We start from the raw sequence: 15,753 nt of genomic DNA on the forward strand, positions 1-15,753 counted from the left end.
GTTTCCGGTCAAACCCCGCCACGGCCAACGGTACCCGAGGGCGTCGGGGGTTCAGTCGAGATCGATCCGCTCGGCGGGACCGTCGTCGGGGCCGTCCCGGCGGGGGTCGCGGTCGTCGGACGCCTGCCGGGGTGCCCGGGTCTCGCCCCGGGTCCAGCGGCCCTCGTGGCCCTCGACGGCGGAGCGGTAGGCGGCGAGCAGTTCGGAGCCGGCGGCCGCGAGGTGCTCGAAGACCTCGGGGTTGCGTTCGACGACGGGCTTCGCGGCGGTCTTCGCCTGGTCGACGATCTGGCGGACGGCGCCCTGTGCGGCGGCGCCGAACAGCGGGTTGTTCAGGCCGGAGACCTTGTCGGCGACGGCCTCGAAGAGCTTGAACAGTTCCTCGGCGGCGGTGCCGGTGGGTGCGGAGCCGGCCTGTCCCTGCCCGCGCAGGCGCTCCTTCTCGGCGGCGAGGTCCTCGGCGCAGGCCTTGGCCCAGGCGTCGTCGTCGGTGGGGCGGTCGGTGGCCTCGCTCATGGCGGACTCTCCCTGCGGCGGCTGCTGGGCGTGCGTGCTGTCTACCTTCGACGGTACCCGAACGGGGGTATCCGGTTCAGCGCGTGCGGGGCCACAGGCCGGGGTCGGGGGTGAAGCGGATGCGCAGCTCGCCCTCGGTGAGGGCGGCGCCGGAGACGGTGCACCGGCGCAGCGCCGAGGGCAGCGGAACGATCCTGCGGTACGGGCCCGCGGTGAGCAGCAGCTCGTCGCCGCGGCGGACGAGGTCGAGGTCGCGTTTGTGGGCGCCGGGCAGCGGAACCACCCAGACGAGGACGCCGTCCTCGGCGAGCCGGTCCTCGACGGTCCAGGTCCGGCGGGGCGCGGGGGCGTGCGGGACGAGTCCGCCGGGGGCGGCGAGGCGGTCGAGGTCGTCCTGGCCCTGGGGGTCGGGGCCGAGGTGGGCGAGGGTGACGACGGGGCCTTCGGCGGCCCATTCGGCGGCGTACTTCTCCTGCTGGGCGGCGAGCCCGGCGAGCCAGGGGTCGGCGGAGCCGTGCGGGACGGTCCGGTTGGCGACGACGGCGGAGACGGGCAGCTGCTGGAGGGCGAGGCCGAGGCGTCCGAGGCGGAGCGTGTCGGCGGCGGCCGGGCCCGGTTCGGCGACCAGGCGGACTTCGGTGGTGTCGGCCTCGACGACGGCCTGGACGGCGGCCAGCTCCTCGTCCCAGCGCGCGGCGGCCTCGTAGAGCCACTGGGCGGGCATGGGTACGCCGGCCAGCTGGGCCAGTACGGGCCGCAGGGCGCGGGCGGCCTGCTTCTCGGCGGGGAGCAGGCGGGCGAGGTAGCGGCGCAGCTGGGCGGGGAGGGCGAGGGTGGCGACGGCCTGGTGGAGCGGGGGCAGGTCGACGACGACGAGGTCGGTGGCGGGTGCGGCGGCGGCCCGGCGCAGGGCGCGGAGCAGGGCGAACTGTTCGGACCCGGGCAGTTCGGTGAGTTCCTCGGCGCCGAGCGGCCGGGCGCCGACCATGGAGAGGAGGGCGGATCCGCGTTCCTGGAGGGCGACGAGTTCCTCGCGGAACTCCTGGCCGGAGTCCACTCTGGCGACGCTCAGGCCGGGCGGGAGCGGGTCGCCGAGGAGTTCGGCGAGCGGGTCGCCCGGGTCGCCGGAGAGCAGCAGCACCCGCTGCCCCTGGCGGGCCGCGGCGAGGGCGGTGGCCGCCGCCACGGTGGTCCGCCCGGCCCCGCCGGGGCCGGTGATGAGCAAGGTGTGCATGTGCGGGTGCTCCGGGTCGGTGGGGTGCGCCGCCGCGCGGGGTCCGCGGCGGGACGCCGCGGGGCGGTGCCGTGCCGTGGTCGGGCGCGGCACCGCCCCGGGGGCCGGGTCGGTCGGGCTCAGACGGACTCGACGCGCTTCTTCAGGCCCGCCAGCGCGCGGTCGATGATGACCTTCTCGGCCTTGCGCTTGATCATGCCGAGCATGGGGATCTTGACGTCGACGGTCAGCTGGTAGGTGACCTCGGTGCGCTTGCCGCCGTCCACCGGGGCCAGCCGGTAGGAGCCGTCGAGCTGGCGCAGCATCTGGGACTTGTCCAGGGTCCAGCTGACCTCGTCGGTGCCCTTCCAGGTGTAGGCGAGGGTGTGGTCGTCCTTGATCGCGCCCGCGTCGAGCAGCAGCCGGACCTTCTCGGCCCGGCCGGCGGCGTCGGTGGCGAGGACCTCGGCCTCCTTCACCTCGCCGGTCCACTCGGGGTAGCGGGCGAAGTCGGCGATCACGGCCATCACGTCGCCGGGCGCGGCGTCGATCGTGATGCTTGAGCTGGTGTGTTCCGCCATCGCGGTCGCTCCTCCGGAGTTTGTTCGAGGATGTGTACGGCCTCCGGCCGCCGCGTGAAGGCTACCGCGCGTGTGGACGCCGCCACTCCAGTGGCTCCCCGGGCCCGGTGCGGGCGGCGTGGAACCGGCCGGTTCTCACCACTCCATGGCCCAGGGGCGGCCGGTCGAGGCGAAGTGTCCGACGTTCACGCACTCGGTGGCGCCGATCCGCATCCGCCGGGCCAGTGGCTGGTGGACGTGGCCGAAGAGGGCGTAGCGGGGCCGGGTGCGGCGGATGGCGGCCAGCAGGGCCTCGCTGCCGCGTTCGAAGCGGCGGGCGACGGTGTCGTAGCAGAGCTCGGGGACTTCCGGCGGGATGTGCGAGCACAGGACGTCGACCTCGCCGAGGGCCTCGACCTTGGCGGCGTACTCCTCCACATCCACTTCGTAGGGGGTGCGCATGGGCGAGGGCAGGCCGCCGCCGACGAAGCCGAAGACGCGGCCGGCGATCTCGACGCGCTGTCCGTCGAGCACGGTGAGGCCGTGGCGGTCGGCGTACTCGGGCCAGAGCGTCGGGATGTCGACGTTGCCGTAGGTGGCGTAGGTGGGCCGGGGGAAGGCGGCGAACATTTCGGCGTACTGGCGGCGTACGGCGTCCTCGATCATCCGTTCGCGGTCGAGGCCGGCCCAGAGCCGCCGGCCGAGGGCGTGGGCCTCCTCGAAGCGGCGCTGGGTGCGCAGCTCGACGATGAGGTCGGCGTTCTCGACGCCGAACAGGTCGGGGAAGATCCCGCGCGAGTGGTCGGCGTAGTCGAGGAAGAGGACGAGGTCGCCGAGGCAGATCAGGGCGTCGGCCCCGTCGCCGGCGCGGGCGAGCGCTTCGGTGTTGCCGTGGACGTCGCTCACGACGTGGACCCGGGTGCGGCTCGATCCGCTCGTGCCGCCGCTGTTCCCGTCCCGCTTGGTGCCAGCCATGCGGACAACCCTAGGGGGACTCGTGAGGGCCGGGTAGTGGGGGTGTGAAAGGTCGGCCTACCTGCGGTTACTTCCGAGTCGCCAGAGGGGTCGACTACTGTCGGCACGTTGGGGCCGGGCCCCGTGAGTGCAGAATGTGACGCACGGAACATCTGGCCGGTTCCCTCTATCGGGAACCCACTACCGGTGGGTAACGTCCGGTCGGTCCACATGGTGGCGATGGCGCCCAGAGGAGCAGCAGTCTTGCGCGAGTTCAGCCTTCCGGCCCTGTACGAGGTCCCGTCGGACGGGAACCTGACGGATCTCATCCGCCGCAACGCCGCTCAGCACCCAGACACCGCCGTGATGAGCCGCAAGGCCGACGGCCGGTGGCAGGACGTGACGGCGACCGAGTTCCTGGCCGAGGTCCGGGCCACGGCCAAGGGCCTGATCGCGGCCGGTGTCCGTCCCGGCGACCGCGTCGCCCTGATCTCCCGCACCCGCTACGAGTGGGTGCTGATCGACTTCGCGATCTGGAGCGCGGGCGGCGTCACGGTCCCCGTGTACGAGACCAGCTCCCCCGAGCAGATCCAGTGGATCCTCGGCGACTCCGGCGCCGTCGCGGTCGTCGTGGAGAGCGCCGGGCACGGCAAGGCCGTGGCCTCGCTGCGCGACCGCCTGCCGGAGCTGCGCGAGGTCTGGGAGATCGAGCAGGGCGCGGTGGAGGCGCTGAAGGCCGCGGGCGCGGCCGTCACCGATGCCGAGGTCGACGAGCGCAGCAGCCTCGCGAACGCCGACGACCCGGCGACCATCGTCTACACCTCGGGCACCACCGGCCGCCCCAAGGGCTGCGTGCTGACCCACCGCAACTTCTTCGCGGAGTGCGGCAACGCGGTGGAGCGCCTGAGCCCGCTGTTCAAAACCGGCGAGTGCTCGGTGCTGCTGTTCCTGCCGGCCGCGCACGTCTTCGGGCGCCTGGTGGAGGTGGCGGCCGTGCTGGCGCCGATCCGCCTGGGCTGCGTACCGGACATCAAGAACCTCACCGACGAGCTGCAGTCCTTCCGCCCCACGCTGATCCTCGGCGTCCCCCGGGTCTTCGAGAAGGTCTACAACTCGGCTCGGGCCAAGGCGCAGGCCGACGGCAAGGGGAAGATCTTCGACGCGGCGGCCGACACGGCCATCGCCTACAGCCGTGCGCTGGACACCCCGCGCGGCCCGTCGTTCGGGCTGAAGCTCAAGCACAAGATCTTCTCGAAGCTGGTCTACAGCAAGCTGCACGCGGTCCTCGGCGGGCGCGGCGAGTACGCGATCTCCGGCGGTGCGCCGCTGGGCGAGCGGCTCGGCCACTTCTTCCGCGGCATCGGCTTCACGGTCCTGGAGGGCTACGGCCTGACCGAGTCCTGTGCGGCGACCACCTTCAACCCGTGGGACAAGCAGAAGATCGGTACGGTCGGCCAGCCCATGCCGGGCTCCGTGGTGCGCATCGCGGACGACGGCGAGGTGCTGCTGCACGGCGAGCAGATCTTCACGGGCTACTGGAACAACGAGGCGGCGACCGCCGAGGCGCTGACCGACGGCTGGTTCCACACCGGCGACGTCGGCACCCTCGACGAGGACGGCTACCTGACGATCACGGGCCGCAAGAAGGAGCTCATCGTCACGGCGGGCGGCAAGAACGTGGCCCCCGCGGTGATCGAGGACCGGATCCGGGCGCACGCGCTGGTCGCGGAGTGCATGGTGGTCGGCGACGCGAGGCCGTTCGTGGCCGCGCTGGTCACGATCGACGAGGAGTTCCTCGGCCGCTGGGCGGCGGAGAACGGCAAGCCGGCCGGGGTCACGGCGGCGGAGCTGCGCGAGGACGCGGACCTCATCGCCGCCGTCCAGAAGGCGATCGACGACGGCAACGCGGCGGTCTCCAAGGCGGAATCGGTGCGGAAATTCCGCATTCTGCCCTCCCAGTTCACGGAGGAGTCGGGCCACATCACGCCGTCGCTGAAGCTCAAGCGCAACGTGGTGGCGAAGGACTACGCGGACGAGATCGAGGCGCTCTACCGCGGCTGATCCGGCCTAGCCGAGGTCCTCGGCGAGGATCCGTGCCATGTTCCGCTCGGCGAGGGCGGTGATGGTGACGAACGGGTTCACGCCGAGCGACCCCGGGACCAGGGAGCCGTCGACCACGTAGAGCCCCGGGTGGCCCTTGGCCCGCCCGTAGGCGTCGGTCGCCTCCCCGAGGACGCAGCCGCCGAGCGGGTGGTAGGTGAAGTCGTCGGCGAAGGCCCGGTTCCCGCCGAAGAGGTCGTAGCGGTAGATCGTGAAGTTGCGCCGGTTGATGCGGTCGAAGAGGTTCTTCGCCGCGTTGACCGAGGGCGCGTTCTGGTCCCGCCGCCAGTTCAGGCGTGCGGAGTCGGTGGCCGCGTCGTAGGTGAAATGGCCCCGCTCCGGGTTCCTGGTGATGGCCAGGTACATCGAGATCCAGTGTTCGAGGCCCATGGGGAGCGGGGCGATCTCGGCGAAGACCGGGTTCGCGGCGTTGTCCCAGTCGTCGATGCCGAGCGCCGGCATGGTGGCCTGGTGGGCTCCGACCGTGTCCCAGAGGTGGTTGGCGCGCGCGGTCATGACGTTGCCGTTGGGGCCCCAGCCCCGTCCGACCTTGTCGCTGAGCGCGGGCAGTGCGCCCGTCTCGCGGGCCCGCAGCAGGATCTCGGTGGTGCCCAGGCTGCCGGCGCCGAGGAAGAGCCGGCGGCAGCCGAGTTCGCGGACCTGGGTGACCTTCCCGGTCACGTCGCTGGTCCGCACCGTCAGGACGTACCCGCCGGCCGGGTCGGGCCGTACGCCGACCACCCGCTGCATGGTCTCGATGGTGACGTTGCCGGTGCCGATGGCGGCGGCGAGGTAGGTCTTGTCGACGCTCTTCTTGCCGTGGTTGTTGCCGTAGATGACCTCCCCGGCCAGTGCCGAGCGGGGCGCGGTGCCGGCGGCCTCGCGCTTCATGTGCTCGAAGTCGTAGACGTTGGGCACGAAGACGGTCTTCAGGCCGGTGTTGTGGGCGTGCTTGCGGGAGATCCGGGCGAAGCGGTACCACTCGGTGGACTCGAACCAGGCCGGGTCGATGTCGTTGACGCCGAGCATGGCGCGGGCGCGCGGGTAGTAGGTGCCGTACATCTCGTCGGCGTCGACCCCGGGGAAGACCTCGGTGAAGTACGAGCGCCTGGGGGTGGGCGCCATGCCGCCGTTGACGAGCGACCCGCCGCCGACGCCGCGTCCCACGTACACGGACATGTCGCCGTAGTTCACCCGGTCCAGGACGCCGGGGTAGGGGCTGATGTCGCGGTTGACCACGTCGAGCCAGAGGAACTGCGCGAGCGGGGCCTCGGTGCGGGTGCGGAACCACATGGAGCGGTGGTCGGGGGCGGAGGTGGAGGGGAAGACCTTGCCGTCGGGCCCGGGGGTGTCCCACAGCCGGCCCATTTCGAGGACGACGGTACGCACGCCCGCCTGCCCGAGGCGCAGGGCGGCGACGGCGGAGCCGTAACCGGAGCCGACGACGATGGCGGGGGCGTACGGGGCGGCGGCGGGCTCGACGGCGGCGGCGGAGGCCGCCCCGATCCGGGTGAAGCCGAGGGCCGCGGCGGTCGAGAGCGCGCCGAGCCCCAGCATTTGACGGCGCGTCAGGTTGGATGTCATGGCCGCATCATGAGCGGATTCCGGCCTTCCGCCCAGACGCGGTGTTGACAGACATCTGAGGAACAGTCAGACGTGGCTGCGCAGCTGATGGCCGGTGGCCCCGCCGTCGGGGCTCCGCCCCGAACCCCGTTCCTCGAAGGCCGGGGGCTGAACGTCAGAGCAGTTCGCGCAGGCGTTCCGCCAGGAGGTCCCAGCGCCATTTCTCCTCGACCCAGGCGCGGCCGCGCTCGCCCATGCGGGCGCGCAGGTCCGGGTCCTGAAGGAGGGCAGTGATCCGGTCCGCGGCCTCCTCGGGCTCACCGCCGCGCACGACCCAGCCGGTCTCGCCGTCCAGCACCGCGTCCGGCGCGCCGCCCGAGTCGCCCGCGACCACCGGCAGGCCCGTGGCCGAGGCCTCCAGGTAGACGATCCCGAGCCCCTCCACGTCGAGGCCGCCCCGCCGGGTCCGGCAGGGCATGGCGAAGACGTCGCCCGCGCCGTAGTGCGCGGGGAGTTCGGACCACGGGACGGCTCCCGTGAAGACCACCGACCGGGCCACGCCCGTGGACTGCGCGAGCGCCCGCAGGTCCGACTCGTACGGGCCGCCGCCGACGATCAGCAGCACGGCGTCGGGGACCGCGGCCAGGATCCGCGGCATGGACTCGATCAGCGTGTCCTGGCCCTTGCGCGGGACCAGCCGCGACACGCACACCACCACGGGCCGGTCCGTCAGGCCGAGCCGGGCCCGGACCTCGTCGCCGCCCGACGCCGGGTGGAAGGTCTTCTCGTCCACTCCCGGGGGGAGTTGGACCATCCTTGCCGCCGCCCGGTCGGTGACCGCCGAGGCGATCCGGGAGCGCGTGTACTCCCCCAGGTACGTGAGGGTGTCCGTGCCCTCGCCGATCCGGCGCAGCAGCTGCCGCGCGGCCGGCAGCTGGGCCCAGCCCGCCTCGTGCCCGTGGGTGGTCGCCACGAGCCGCCGGGCGCCCGCCTTCCGCAGCGCCGGGCCCATCAGGCCGAGCGGGGCGGCGGCCCCGAACCACACCGACTCGCAGCCGTGTTCGCGCAGCAGGCCGACGGCCCGGCGCGTCACGCGCGGGGTCGGCAGCAGCATCGTCGTACGGTCGCGGACGACCTGGAACGGCTGCTCGGCGTCGAAGGCCGCGGTGGCCTCGCGGCCCTCCGCGCTGTGCTTCCACGTGGAGGCGTAGACGACGACCCGGTCGGGATCCAGCCGCAGCGCCATGTTGTGGAGGAAGGCCTGGATGCCGCCCGGGCGCGGCGGGAAGTCGTTGGTCACGATCAGGGTCTTGTGCATCGCCTGCCGACAGTACCCGCTCAGCGCAGCTCCTCGCGAAGGGACTCCTGCCAGGCTTTCGTCAGCCCGGCCCGGTCCACCCCGAGGGTCTCCCGCAGCGCGGTCTCCAGCGGCTCGCGCCCGGCCCGTCCGTACAGGTCCACCAGGGCCTTCTCGCCCCACTTCGCCGCGATCAGCCGGCAGGCCAGCCACGCGCCCTCGTACGCCCGCGCCGCAGCGTCCGGGTCCCCGCCGAAGGCGAAGTCCTCCGTCCGGGGCAGCTCCCCCGGCAGCTCGCCGCGCCGCACCGCCCGGGCGAGCGCCGGGGCGGCCTGGGCGGGGGCGGTGGCGGCGCCCCGGTACGCCGCCCAGTCCGCGAAGCCCTCGGAGAGCCACAGGGGGGTGGTGGCGGAGGTCGCCGCGCGCGTGGCCACGTGCGTGACCTCGTGGGTCAGGATGATCCGCCGGCCCTCCGCGCCCAGCCCGGCGTACCCCTCCGGATTGACCACGACCCGGTCCGCGGGGGCCGGGCCGGGGCCCACCCGGCCGGTGGTGACGGCGCCGAGCCCGCGGTAGGTGTCGGCGGGGCGGGCCAGCAGCCGCGCCATGGCGTCGAGGGAGCCGGGGACCAGGACGACCACCCGCCCCGCCCAGGGCCCGGGCCAGGCCGCGCTCGCGGCGGGCACGGCCCGGTCGGCCTCGGCGGCGATCCCGCGCAGCGTCCCGGCGCTCTGGCCGGCCCCGCCGAGGACCAGGGAGTGCGTCCCGGTGGCCACCGAGACCGGGCCCTGGTCCCACAGCAGCGGCGGGGCGCCCGGCGCGGGCCGGTCGGCCTCCACCCGCCAGGAGCCGCCGTCCCGGACCAGCTCCACCTCGCGCGCCGCCTCCTCGGGGGCGGTGTCGTAGCCCTCCAGCCGGTAGCGCAGCCGGGCCGCCGCACGGGCGCGGTCGCCGTCGCGCCGTACCGAGGAGACCTCGTACGACCAGTCCGTCAGCGGGATCCCGGCCAGCGCCCCGGGCACGGTCCGCGACCAGTCGGCGACGGCCCGGCGGACGTCCCGCTCGGCGGTACCGGTGGCGCCCGCCCCGCCGGCCGGCAGCGGGCCGCAGCCGGCGAGCAGCGCGCCGAGGAGGAGCAGCACGAGCGGCAGGACGTGCGGCGGGCGGCGGACGGGGAGCATCCGCCGATCGTACGCAGGGCACCGCGGGCGGCGGGGCCGGCGGGGGCGGATCCGCCGCCGCCCGCGGGGTCAGGGGCGGGTCACCGCCGACACCGGCATCATCCCGACCGGGTCGTAGCGCACCCGGGCCCCGGGGTAGGGGGCGTGGACCACCTGGCCGTTGCCGACGTACATGCCGACGTGGCTGGCGTCGGAGCGGTAGGTCACCAGGTCGCCGGGGCGGGCCTGCGACAGCGGCACCTGGCGCCCGGCGTGCCGCTGGGCCTGCGAGGTGCGCGGCAGCGAGACGCCCGCCTGCCGGTAGGACCAGACCATCAGCCCGGAGCAGTCGAAGCCGGAGGGGCCGGTGGAGCCCCAGACGTACGGGCGGCCGACGGCGGCCCGGGCGGCCATCACGGCCGCCGCCGCGCGGCCGGAGGAGGGGCCTGCGGCGCCCATGGGGCCCAGGTCCGGCAGCCCGTCGTGACGCCCCCCGGAGCGCGAGGAGCGCTCGAAGTCGGCCCGCTCCTCGGACGGCATGGAGTTGAGGAGCCGCTGGGCCGCGGCGAGCTTCGCGGTGACGGAGCGCTTGTGGCGGGCGACGTCGGAGCGCAGGGCGTCGAGTTCGGCGAGTTTGCGAGCGGCTTCCGAGCGCACCTGGCCGAGGCGGCGCTGCTCCTGGCGCAGGTCGTGGAGCTGCCGGGCCTGACGTTCGGTCAGCCGGTCCAGGGCAGCGGCCTGCTCCAGGTAGGCGTCGGGGTCCTCGGCCAGCATCAGCCCGACGGCGGGGTCGATGCCGCCGCTGCGGTACTGGGCCCCGGCGAAGGTGCCGAGGACGCCGCGCATGGTGTTGATGCGCTCCTGGCCGCGGGCGACCGCGTCCTGGGCCCGGTTGACCTCGATGCGGAGCTTGTCGGCCTTCTCGCCCGCCTCGTTGAAGTGCTCGGTGGCCTGCTCGGCCTCCTCGAAGAGCCGGTCGACCTGGGCGCTGACGCCGGATCTCGCGCCGCCGCCGGGTTCGTGCGGGTGGCCGGGGGCCGCGCTCGCTGGTGCGCCCGCCATGGCGACCGCGGCGGTGGCCGCGGCGGCGGTGAGGACGGTGACCTTCGTGTTCCGGTCGAGGCCGCCGAGCCCGGGCCGACGATGGGACGCCACGTGGAGCCGCTCCCTTCCGCTGGGCGGGGCCCGGGTCCGCCCCCCGTGGACGGCCGTGTGCCGGGTTCCGCGCTGGCAGACAGTAGCCGTGCCACCACGCACCGACCAACGACCGCCGGAGGGCGCACACGCCGACGCCCCGCCGGAGACGCAGGTCACCGGCGGGGCGTGTGGTCAGAGCGGGGCCGCGGAATTCGCCCGGATGGGCGGTGCGCGGCGCGTCAGCCGATGCGGACGCCGAACTGGAACGGCATGTTGTCCATCGACTCGTACTTGACGCCGCCGCGCGGGTTCGAGGCGTGCAGCGTCATGTTGTTGCCGGCGTAGAGGCCGACGTGGTGCAGGTCCCCGTAGAAGAAGACCAGGTCACCGGGCTGCAGCTGGCTGCGGCTGATGCGCGTGCCGTCGTTCGCCTGGGTGTAGGTCACGCGGCTGATGCTGACGTTGGCCTGCTTGTACGCCCACTGCGTCAGCCCGGAGCAGTCGAAGGAGTTGGGGCCCTCGTGGCCCGAGATGTACGCGCTGCCGACCTTGGTCTTGGCGGCCGCGAGCGCGGCTCCGGCGCGGCCGGAGGCCTTCACGTCGCCGAGGTCGACGCGCTGGCTGTCGGCGCGGCTGGCGCGCGTGTCCTCGTCCTTGAGCGCGGCACGCTCCTGCGCCGTAAGGGTGTTGAGGAGGGCCTGGGCCGCGGCGAGCTTCTCGCCGGAGACCTTCTTCTTCTCGCCGAGCTCCTTGCGGGTGGCGTCGAGGTCGGCGATCTTGCCGGAGGCCTCCTGGCGCTGCTGCGCGAGGGTGCGCTGCTTCGCCTGGATCTTCTGGACCGCTTCGACCTGCTTGCCGCTCAGGTGCTCCAGGGTGGAGGCCTTGTCGAGGTAGCTGTCGGGGTCCTCGGAGAGGAGGAGGGCGAGGGAGGGGTCGATGCCGCCGTTGCGGTACTGGGCGCTCGCCATCGAACCGAGTGCGCTGCGCAGGTCGTTGAGCTCGCTCTGGCCGCGCGCGACCTGGTCCTGGATCTGCCCGATCTCCTTCTCGAGGGTCTCCTGGCGCTCCTTGGCCCCGTTGAACTTCTCGGTGGCCTGCTCCGCCTCTTCGTAGAGGGCGTCGACCTGGCTCTTGACCTCGTCCTTGCTCGGCTTGGCCGGCGCGGCGGAGGCGCTCTGCGCGGTGAGGGCGACGGCCGCGGCCGCGACCGAGGTGAGTACGGTCACACGAGCGCGAGTCGGCTGCTTGGGTCGACGGTGGGACGCCACGAAGGCGAGCTCCTTCTTCCTAGAGCCGCCGAAGAACGCAACTCGGCAGCACCTTCGCCGCCACCCCGAATGAGTGATCTACCGCACGAAGGTTTGAGCAGACCCTAGTGACCCATCTGTGATCAGTTCAAATCCTGCCGGGAAAAAACTCGGCCTCCGACCAGGTTCTTTACCTTCACCGCACGCTCCGTGCCGGGCACTTGACGGTGCGTCCTCCACATGACCCACCAATTCCGGCATTCGGAGCGGGAGTTAGGAAACGCGCGAAAGCCGCTTCAGCAACAAAGCGGACGTTACGGGCCGGGCCCCGGCCTTGGCCACCCCGTCGGCGACCTCGCGGTCCGTGGAGACCACGACCACCGGCCGGCCGGGCGGCTCCGCCCGCACCAGCTGCCGGATGAGCTCGTCCGCCGTCACCCCGGCCTTGGAGAACAGCACCCGCACACCACGCGGCGGCGCGAGCAGCACCGGGGCCGCCAGCTCCGCCCCGTCGAAGACACAGGTCATCTCCGCGCCCGTCTGCGCGGCCAGCATCGACAGCCCGCCCAGCAGCCGCAGCCGCTGCTTCTCCAGCGGCATCGTCGGATAGCCGGTCTTGGTCACGTTGTAGCCGTCGACCACCAGATGGGCCTGCGGCAGCGCCAACAACTGGTCCAGCAGCGCCGGATCGGTCTCCGACAGGGCGCGCGCCGCGATGTCCTTCGGCGTCATCCGGCCCGGCTCCACCGCGTCCACCGTGTCGGCCGGGCGGGTGTTCACCGGAGGCAGCGCCAGCTCGCGGCGCAGCCCCTGCGCCGCGTCCAGCACGGTGTCCAGCAGCAGCCGCAGCCGCATGTCCTCGATGCTGCGCCCCTCGCGGGTGGCCCGGCGCGACGTCTCCAGCGCCGACTCCACCTCCGCGAGACGGGACTTCAGCCGCCGGCTCTCGCTCTCGGCGGCCGCCACCCGGGTCGCGGCCTCGCCGCGGATCCCGTCGATCTCGGCGGTCACCTTGCGCAGGGCCGCCTCACCGCGCTTGACGTCGCTGAGGGCGCTGCGCAGCCGTCGCTGAAGCGATTCCGCTTCCTTGCGCGCCGCCTCCAGCTCGACCCGTACCTGCTCACCGCCCGTGCGCTGCAGCTCCCGTACGTGCTCCAGCTCCTCGCGCAGGCGCTCCATCTCGCGCCGGGTCTCCTCGCCGACCCGCTCGGCGTCGGCGCGCTGCGCCTCCTCGCCCGCGGCGGCGACGAGCTTGACCCATCCGGCGGGCCGCAGGACGAAGGCGGCGGCCGCCACGTCCAGCGGGTCCGCGGCGGCCGGCGGCGCGCCGGACTCCAGCGCGCCGGCCAGGTCCGCCTGGGCCTCGCGCAGCTTCTCGGCGACCCTGCTGCGGAACACCGGGTCGGTCTCGACCGCCGCGGCCATCGCGTTGCCCGCGAACTTGGCGCGCCGGGTCGGGGTGAAGCGGGCGTACTGGCGCAGCTGCGCCGGCAGGTCCGCGACCGTCAGCGCGCCGAAGGCGTCCGAGACGAGCGCGACGACCCGGCGCCGCACGCCTTCCGGCAGCGGGCGGTCGAGCGCCTCCGCGGCGTCGTCGGCCGCGTCGGCCGGCCCGGCGCCGCTTGCTGGCTCCACAATCCGTCACCCCTACCGTGATGGTCTGCCTGCGGACGGGGCTCCGTCAGGAGTCCGCGCCCGGCCTGTCCACGAGTTCGATCTGGTCCACCGCGTTGCACCAGCGGCAGCGGACCGACTCGATGGTCTCATTGACCACCTCGCGCTCCTCGACCTTGGGCTCCCCGGCGAGGTCCAGGTGGACGTACTCGACGACCTTCGACGAACGGGTGACGTCGAAGCGCGTGAGGTTGCCGCACAGGGTGCAGCGCCACCGCGTGGTGTCGGTCGGCAGGGGAACCGTCATCGGGCTGCTCACTCCTTCGTAGCTGATTCAATTAAAGCGGTCCGTTGGGCCGTCCGCGTCGGCCTGCGCACCGCAGCTCGTAACCCTACGGCCTGCCACCGCTTCAGGTGGGTCGCGTTGCGTCATGCTCTGTCACATGATCGTAAGGTGGCGGGCCCTGCGCGAGGCTGCCCGGGGACCGGTGGTCACCCACGCGCTGATCGCGGGCTGCGGTGTGGTGTTCGTCCTGAGCCCCGCCTCGGGGCTCAACCCGGTCTACGGGACCGGCGACGAGCTGCTGGCGGCGGGCACCGCGTACTTCCGGCGCTGGGGCGTGGTCCCGGACGAGCTCTTCACGGACACCCCGCGCGCCTGGCTGACGCCGCTGACCGCGCTGTTCGTCCACGGCAGCTGGCTGCACCTGCTCGGCAACATGCTCTTCCTCTTCGTCTTCGGCGCGATGGCCGAGGAGCGGATGGGCCGCCCGGCGTTCCTCGTCTTCTACCTCTGTACGGGCTACCTGGCGCTGGCGGCGTACGCGGCGGCCAACGCGGAGTCCGCGCAGACGCTGGTGGGCGCGTCGGGGGCGATCTCGGCCGTCCTGGGGGCGTTCCTGTACCTGCTGCCCCGGGCGCGGGTGACGAGCCTGTTCCCCTTCCTCTTCTTCCTGCCGCTGCGGTTCCCGGCGTGGATCGTGCTGCTGTTCTGGTTCGCCCTCCAGTGGGTGGCCGCGCAGCGCGCGGAGAGCGGGCCGGGGGTCGCCTATCTGGCCCATCTGGTGGGGTTCTCGCTCGGCTTCGTCTACGCGTGGGCCCGGTATCGCGGTACGACTAGAGTGAGTCGACCAGCGACGGCCACCGAGGGAGACAGCCAGCCGTGATCACCGCGATCGTGCTCATCAAGACCAGCGTGGACCGCATCCCCGAGATCGCCGAGTCCATCGCCGCCCTCGAAAACGTCAGCGAGGTCTACTCCGTCACCGGGACGTACGACCTGATCGCGCTGGTCCGCGTGAACCGCCACGAGAACCTCGCCGACATCATCCCCGGCCGCATCAGCAAGATCCCGGGCGTCGAGGCGACGGACACGCACGTGGCGTTCCGGACGTACTCGCAGCACGACCTGGAGGCGGCGTTCGCGATCGGCCTCGACGCCTGACGCCTCCGGCGCGGTCTGCGGATCCGGCCCATGCCCCTGCGGGGTGCTCGGCGGTGTAGGTCTGCCGTACCCGGGCACTGCCCGGAGGTGCCCCCTGCTCAATCGCCGGCGAGGCTCGATCGGTGCGGGGTGCGCCTGCGGGGCGGGGTCGGTCCGGTCCGGGGAGCGGGGCCGCCGCCGGGGTGTCTCCTCGGCTCGGCGCGTGCGGGCACCTCGCGGCTGTCGGGCGGTGGTCGCGCGCTCGTCCTGCGGGGACACCCCGCCACGACCCCGCTCCCCTCGGCCCCGGTGCACGTGGGGCGGGGACACGCAGGAGGGTCCCCGCAGGACGAGCCCGCGACCACCGCCCCGCCGGGGTCAGAGGTTCGGCAGGGGCTCGTCCGGGGCGGGCGGTCGGCGCTCCGCCAGCCAGAAGAGGTAGCCGCGGAGGTACTCCGCGAGGCCGTCGTCGATGTACGCCACGTAGGACCGGGCTCCGCCCGCCGCCTCGCGTTCCTCCTCGTACTTCGACACGGACCACTTCCGGTCCAGCGCCACGGCCCACTCCCGGACGCGGCCCCGGTCCCGCCACCAGTCCCGTACCAGCTCCGGCGTCCACCGTTCGTCCCCGTCGCACTGGTAGCCCGCCGTGATCTCCAGCCAGGCCGCCGCCAGGACCCGGTAGGTCTCCTCGGGCGTGCGCGGCTGGCGGTAGACGAACTCCATGCCGTCCTCGCCGTGCAGGACGTGGCCCGGCGCCACCTGCCGGCCCGTCAGGCAGCTGTCGGTCACCGCTCCGTAGAACGGCCCCGGCACGTTGAGCCAGTTGCGCTCCTCCCACGTGGAGGGCCAGGCGCTCCACGAGTGGTGGTCGTACTTGGGCACCCACTCGGCCATGCCCGGCAGCGGTTCGCCTTCCGCGCACGCCCGGACGGTCGGTATCGGATCCCAGTAGCTCATGATCCGTAC

Annotated in this window: 15 protein-coding genes; 3 read left to right on the forward strand and 12 right to left on the reverse strand. The window is 73.3% G+C overall.

Annotation, left to right across the window (positions count from 1 at the left end; translation table 11 throughout):
• Positions 1-51 precede the first annotated feature (51 nt).
• The 4 genes from AB0O53_RS36145 to AB0O53_RS36160 form a co-directional block, all read right to left on the reverse strand.
• Positions 52-516, reverse strand: a complete 465-nt coding sequence (locus AB0O53_RS36145) for a DUF5304 domain-containing protein (RefSeq protein WP_350996465.1) — start codon at positions 514-516, stop codon at positions 52-54.
• 76 nt (positions 517-592) lie between these two features.
• Positions 593-1,750 (reverse strand): ArsA family ATPase, encoded by a 1,158-nt coding sequence (locus AB0O53_RS36150; protein ID WP_350996468.1) that lies wholly within the window; start codon positions 1,748-1,750, stop codon positions 593-595.
• A 119-nt stretch (positions 1,751-1,869) separates the two neighbouring features.
• Positions 1,870-2,310 (reverse strand): SRPBCC family protein, encoded by a 441-nt coding sequence (locus AB0O53_RS36155; RefSeq protein ID WP_030850114.1) that lies wholly within the window; start codon positions 2,308-2,310, stop codon positions 1,870-1,872.
• A 135-nt stretch (positions 2,311-2,445) separates the two neighbouring features.
• Positions 2,446-3,264, reverse strand: a complete 819-nt coding sequence (locus tag AB0O53_RS36160; RefSeq protein ID WP_350996472.1) for a metallophosphoesterase family protein — start codon at positions 3,262-3,264, stop codon at positions 2,446-2,448.
• A gap of 243 nt (positions 3,265-3,507) precedes the next feature.
• Here AB0O53_RS36160 and AB0O53_RS36165 point away from each other — a divergent pair, with 243 nt between their 5' ends.
• A complete protein-coding gene (locus AB0O53_RS36165) occupies positions 3,508-5,304 on the forward strand; it encodes an AMP-dependent synthetase/ligase (protein WP_350996475.1) in 1,797 nt (598 codons plus the stop codon).
• Between the two features lie 6 nt (positions 5,305-5,310).
• Here AB0O53_RS36165 and AB0O53_RS36170 read toward each other — a convergent pair whose 3' ends face one another.
• The 7 genes from AB0O53_RS36170 to AB0O53_RS36200 all read right to left on the reverse strand — a co-directional run bounded on the left by AB0O53_RS36170 (position 5,311) and on the right by AB0O53_RS36200 (position 13,668).
• Positions 5,311-6,927: a GMC oxidoreductase gene (locus tag AB0O53_RS36170; RefSeq protein WP_365201319.1), complete on the reverse strand. Its 1,617-nt coding sequence runs from the start codon at positions 6,925-6,927 to the stop codon at positions 5,311-5,313.
• A 154-nt stretch (positions 6,928-7,081) separates the two neighbouring features.
• Positions 7,082-8,224: a glycosyltransferase family 4 protein gene (locus AB0O53_RS36175; protein WP_350996481.1), complete on the reverse strand. Its 1,143-nt coding sequence runs from the start codon at positions 8,222-8,224 to the stop codon at positions 7,082-7,084.
• A 20-nt stretch (positions 8,225-8,244) separates the two neighbouring features.
• Positions 8,245-9,384: a hypothetical protein gene (locus AB0O53_RS36180; protein WP_365201322.1), complete on the reverse strand. Its 1,140-nt coding sequence runs from the start codon at positions 9,382-9,384 to the stop codon at positions 8,245-8,247.
• Between the two features lie 69 nt (positions 9,385-9,453).
• Positions 9,454-10,518, reverse strand: a complete 1,065-nt coding sequence (locus tag AB0O53_RS36185; protein ID WP_350996487.1) for a C40 family peptidase — start codon at positions 10,516-10,518, stop codon at positions 9,454-9,456.
• 221 nt (positions 10,519-10,739) lie between these two features.
• Entirely contained in the window at positions 10,740-11,768 is a 1,029-nt protein-coding gene (locus tag AB0O53_RS36190; RefSeq protein ID WP_031153073.1) for a C40 family peptidase, read from the reverse strand.
• A gap of 252 nt (positions 11,769-12,020) precedes the next feature.
• Positions 12,021-13,385, reverse strand: coding sequence for an NYN domain-containing protein (locus AB0O53_RS36195; RefSeq protein WP_350996564.1), 1,365 nt, complete (start codon positions 13,383-13,385; stop codon positions 12,021-12,023).
• A gap of 43 nt (positions 13,386-13,428) precedes the next feature.
• Entirely contained in the window at positions 13,429-13,668 is a 240-nt protein-coding gene (locus tag AB0O53_RS36200) for a hypothetical protein (protein WP_008738811.1), read from the reverse strand.
• A gap of 136 nt (positions 13,669-13,804) precedes the next feature.
• Here AB0O53_RS36200 and AB0O53_RS36205 point away from each other — a divergent pair, with 136 nt between their 5' ends.
• Entirely contained in the window at positions 13,805-14,527 is a 723-nt protein-coding gene (locus AB0O53_RS36205; RefSeq protein WP_350996491.1) for a rhomboid family intramembrane serine protease, read from the forward strand.
• Positions 14,524-14,805 (forward strand): Lrp/AsnC family transcriptional regulator, encoded by a 282-nt coding sequence (locus AB0O53_RS36210; protein ID WP_031153079.1) that lies wholly within the window; start codon positions 14,524-14,526, stop codon positions 14,803-14,805. Before AB0O53_RS36205 ends, AB0O53_RS36210 begins: the two co-directional genes overlap by 4 nt.
• A 357-nt stretch (positions 14,806-15,162) precedes the next feature.
• Here AB0O53_RS36210 and AB0O53_RS36215 read toward each other — a convergent pair whose 3' ends face one another.
• Positions 15,163-15,744 (reverse strand): ferredoxin, encoded by a 582-nt coding sequence (locus AB0O53_RS36215; protein ID WP_350996495.1) that lies wholly within the window; start codon positions 15,742-15,744, stop codon positions 15,163-15,165.
• Between the last annotated feature and the right edge of the window lie 9 nt (positions 15,745-15,753).

This window comes from Streptomyces erythrochromogenes, assembly GCF_040684695.1.
Classification (GTDB): Bacteria; Actinomycetota; Actinomycetes; order Streptomycetales; family Streptomycetaceae; genus Streptomyces; species Streptomyces erythrochromogenes_C.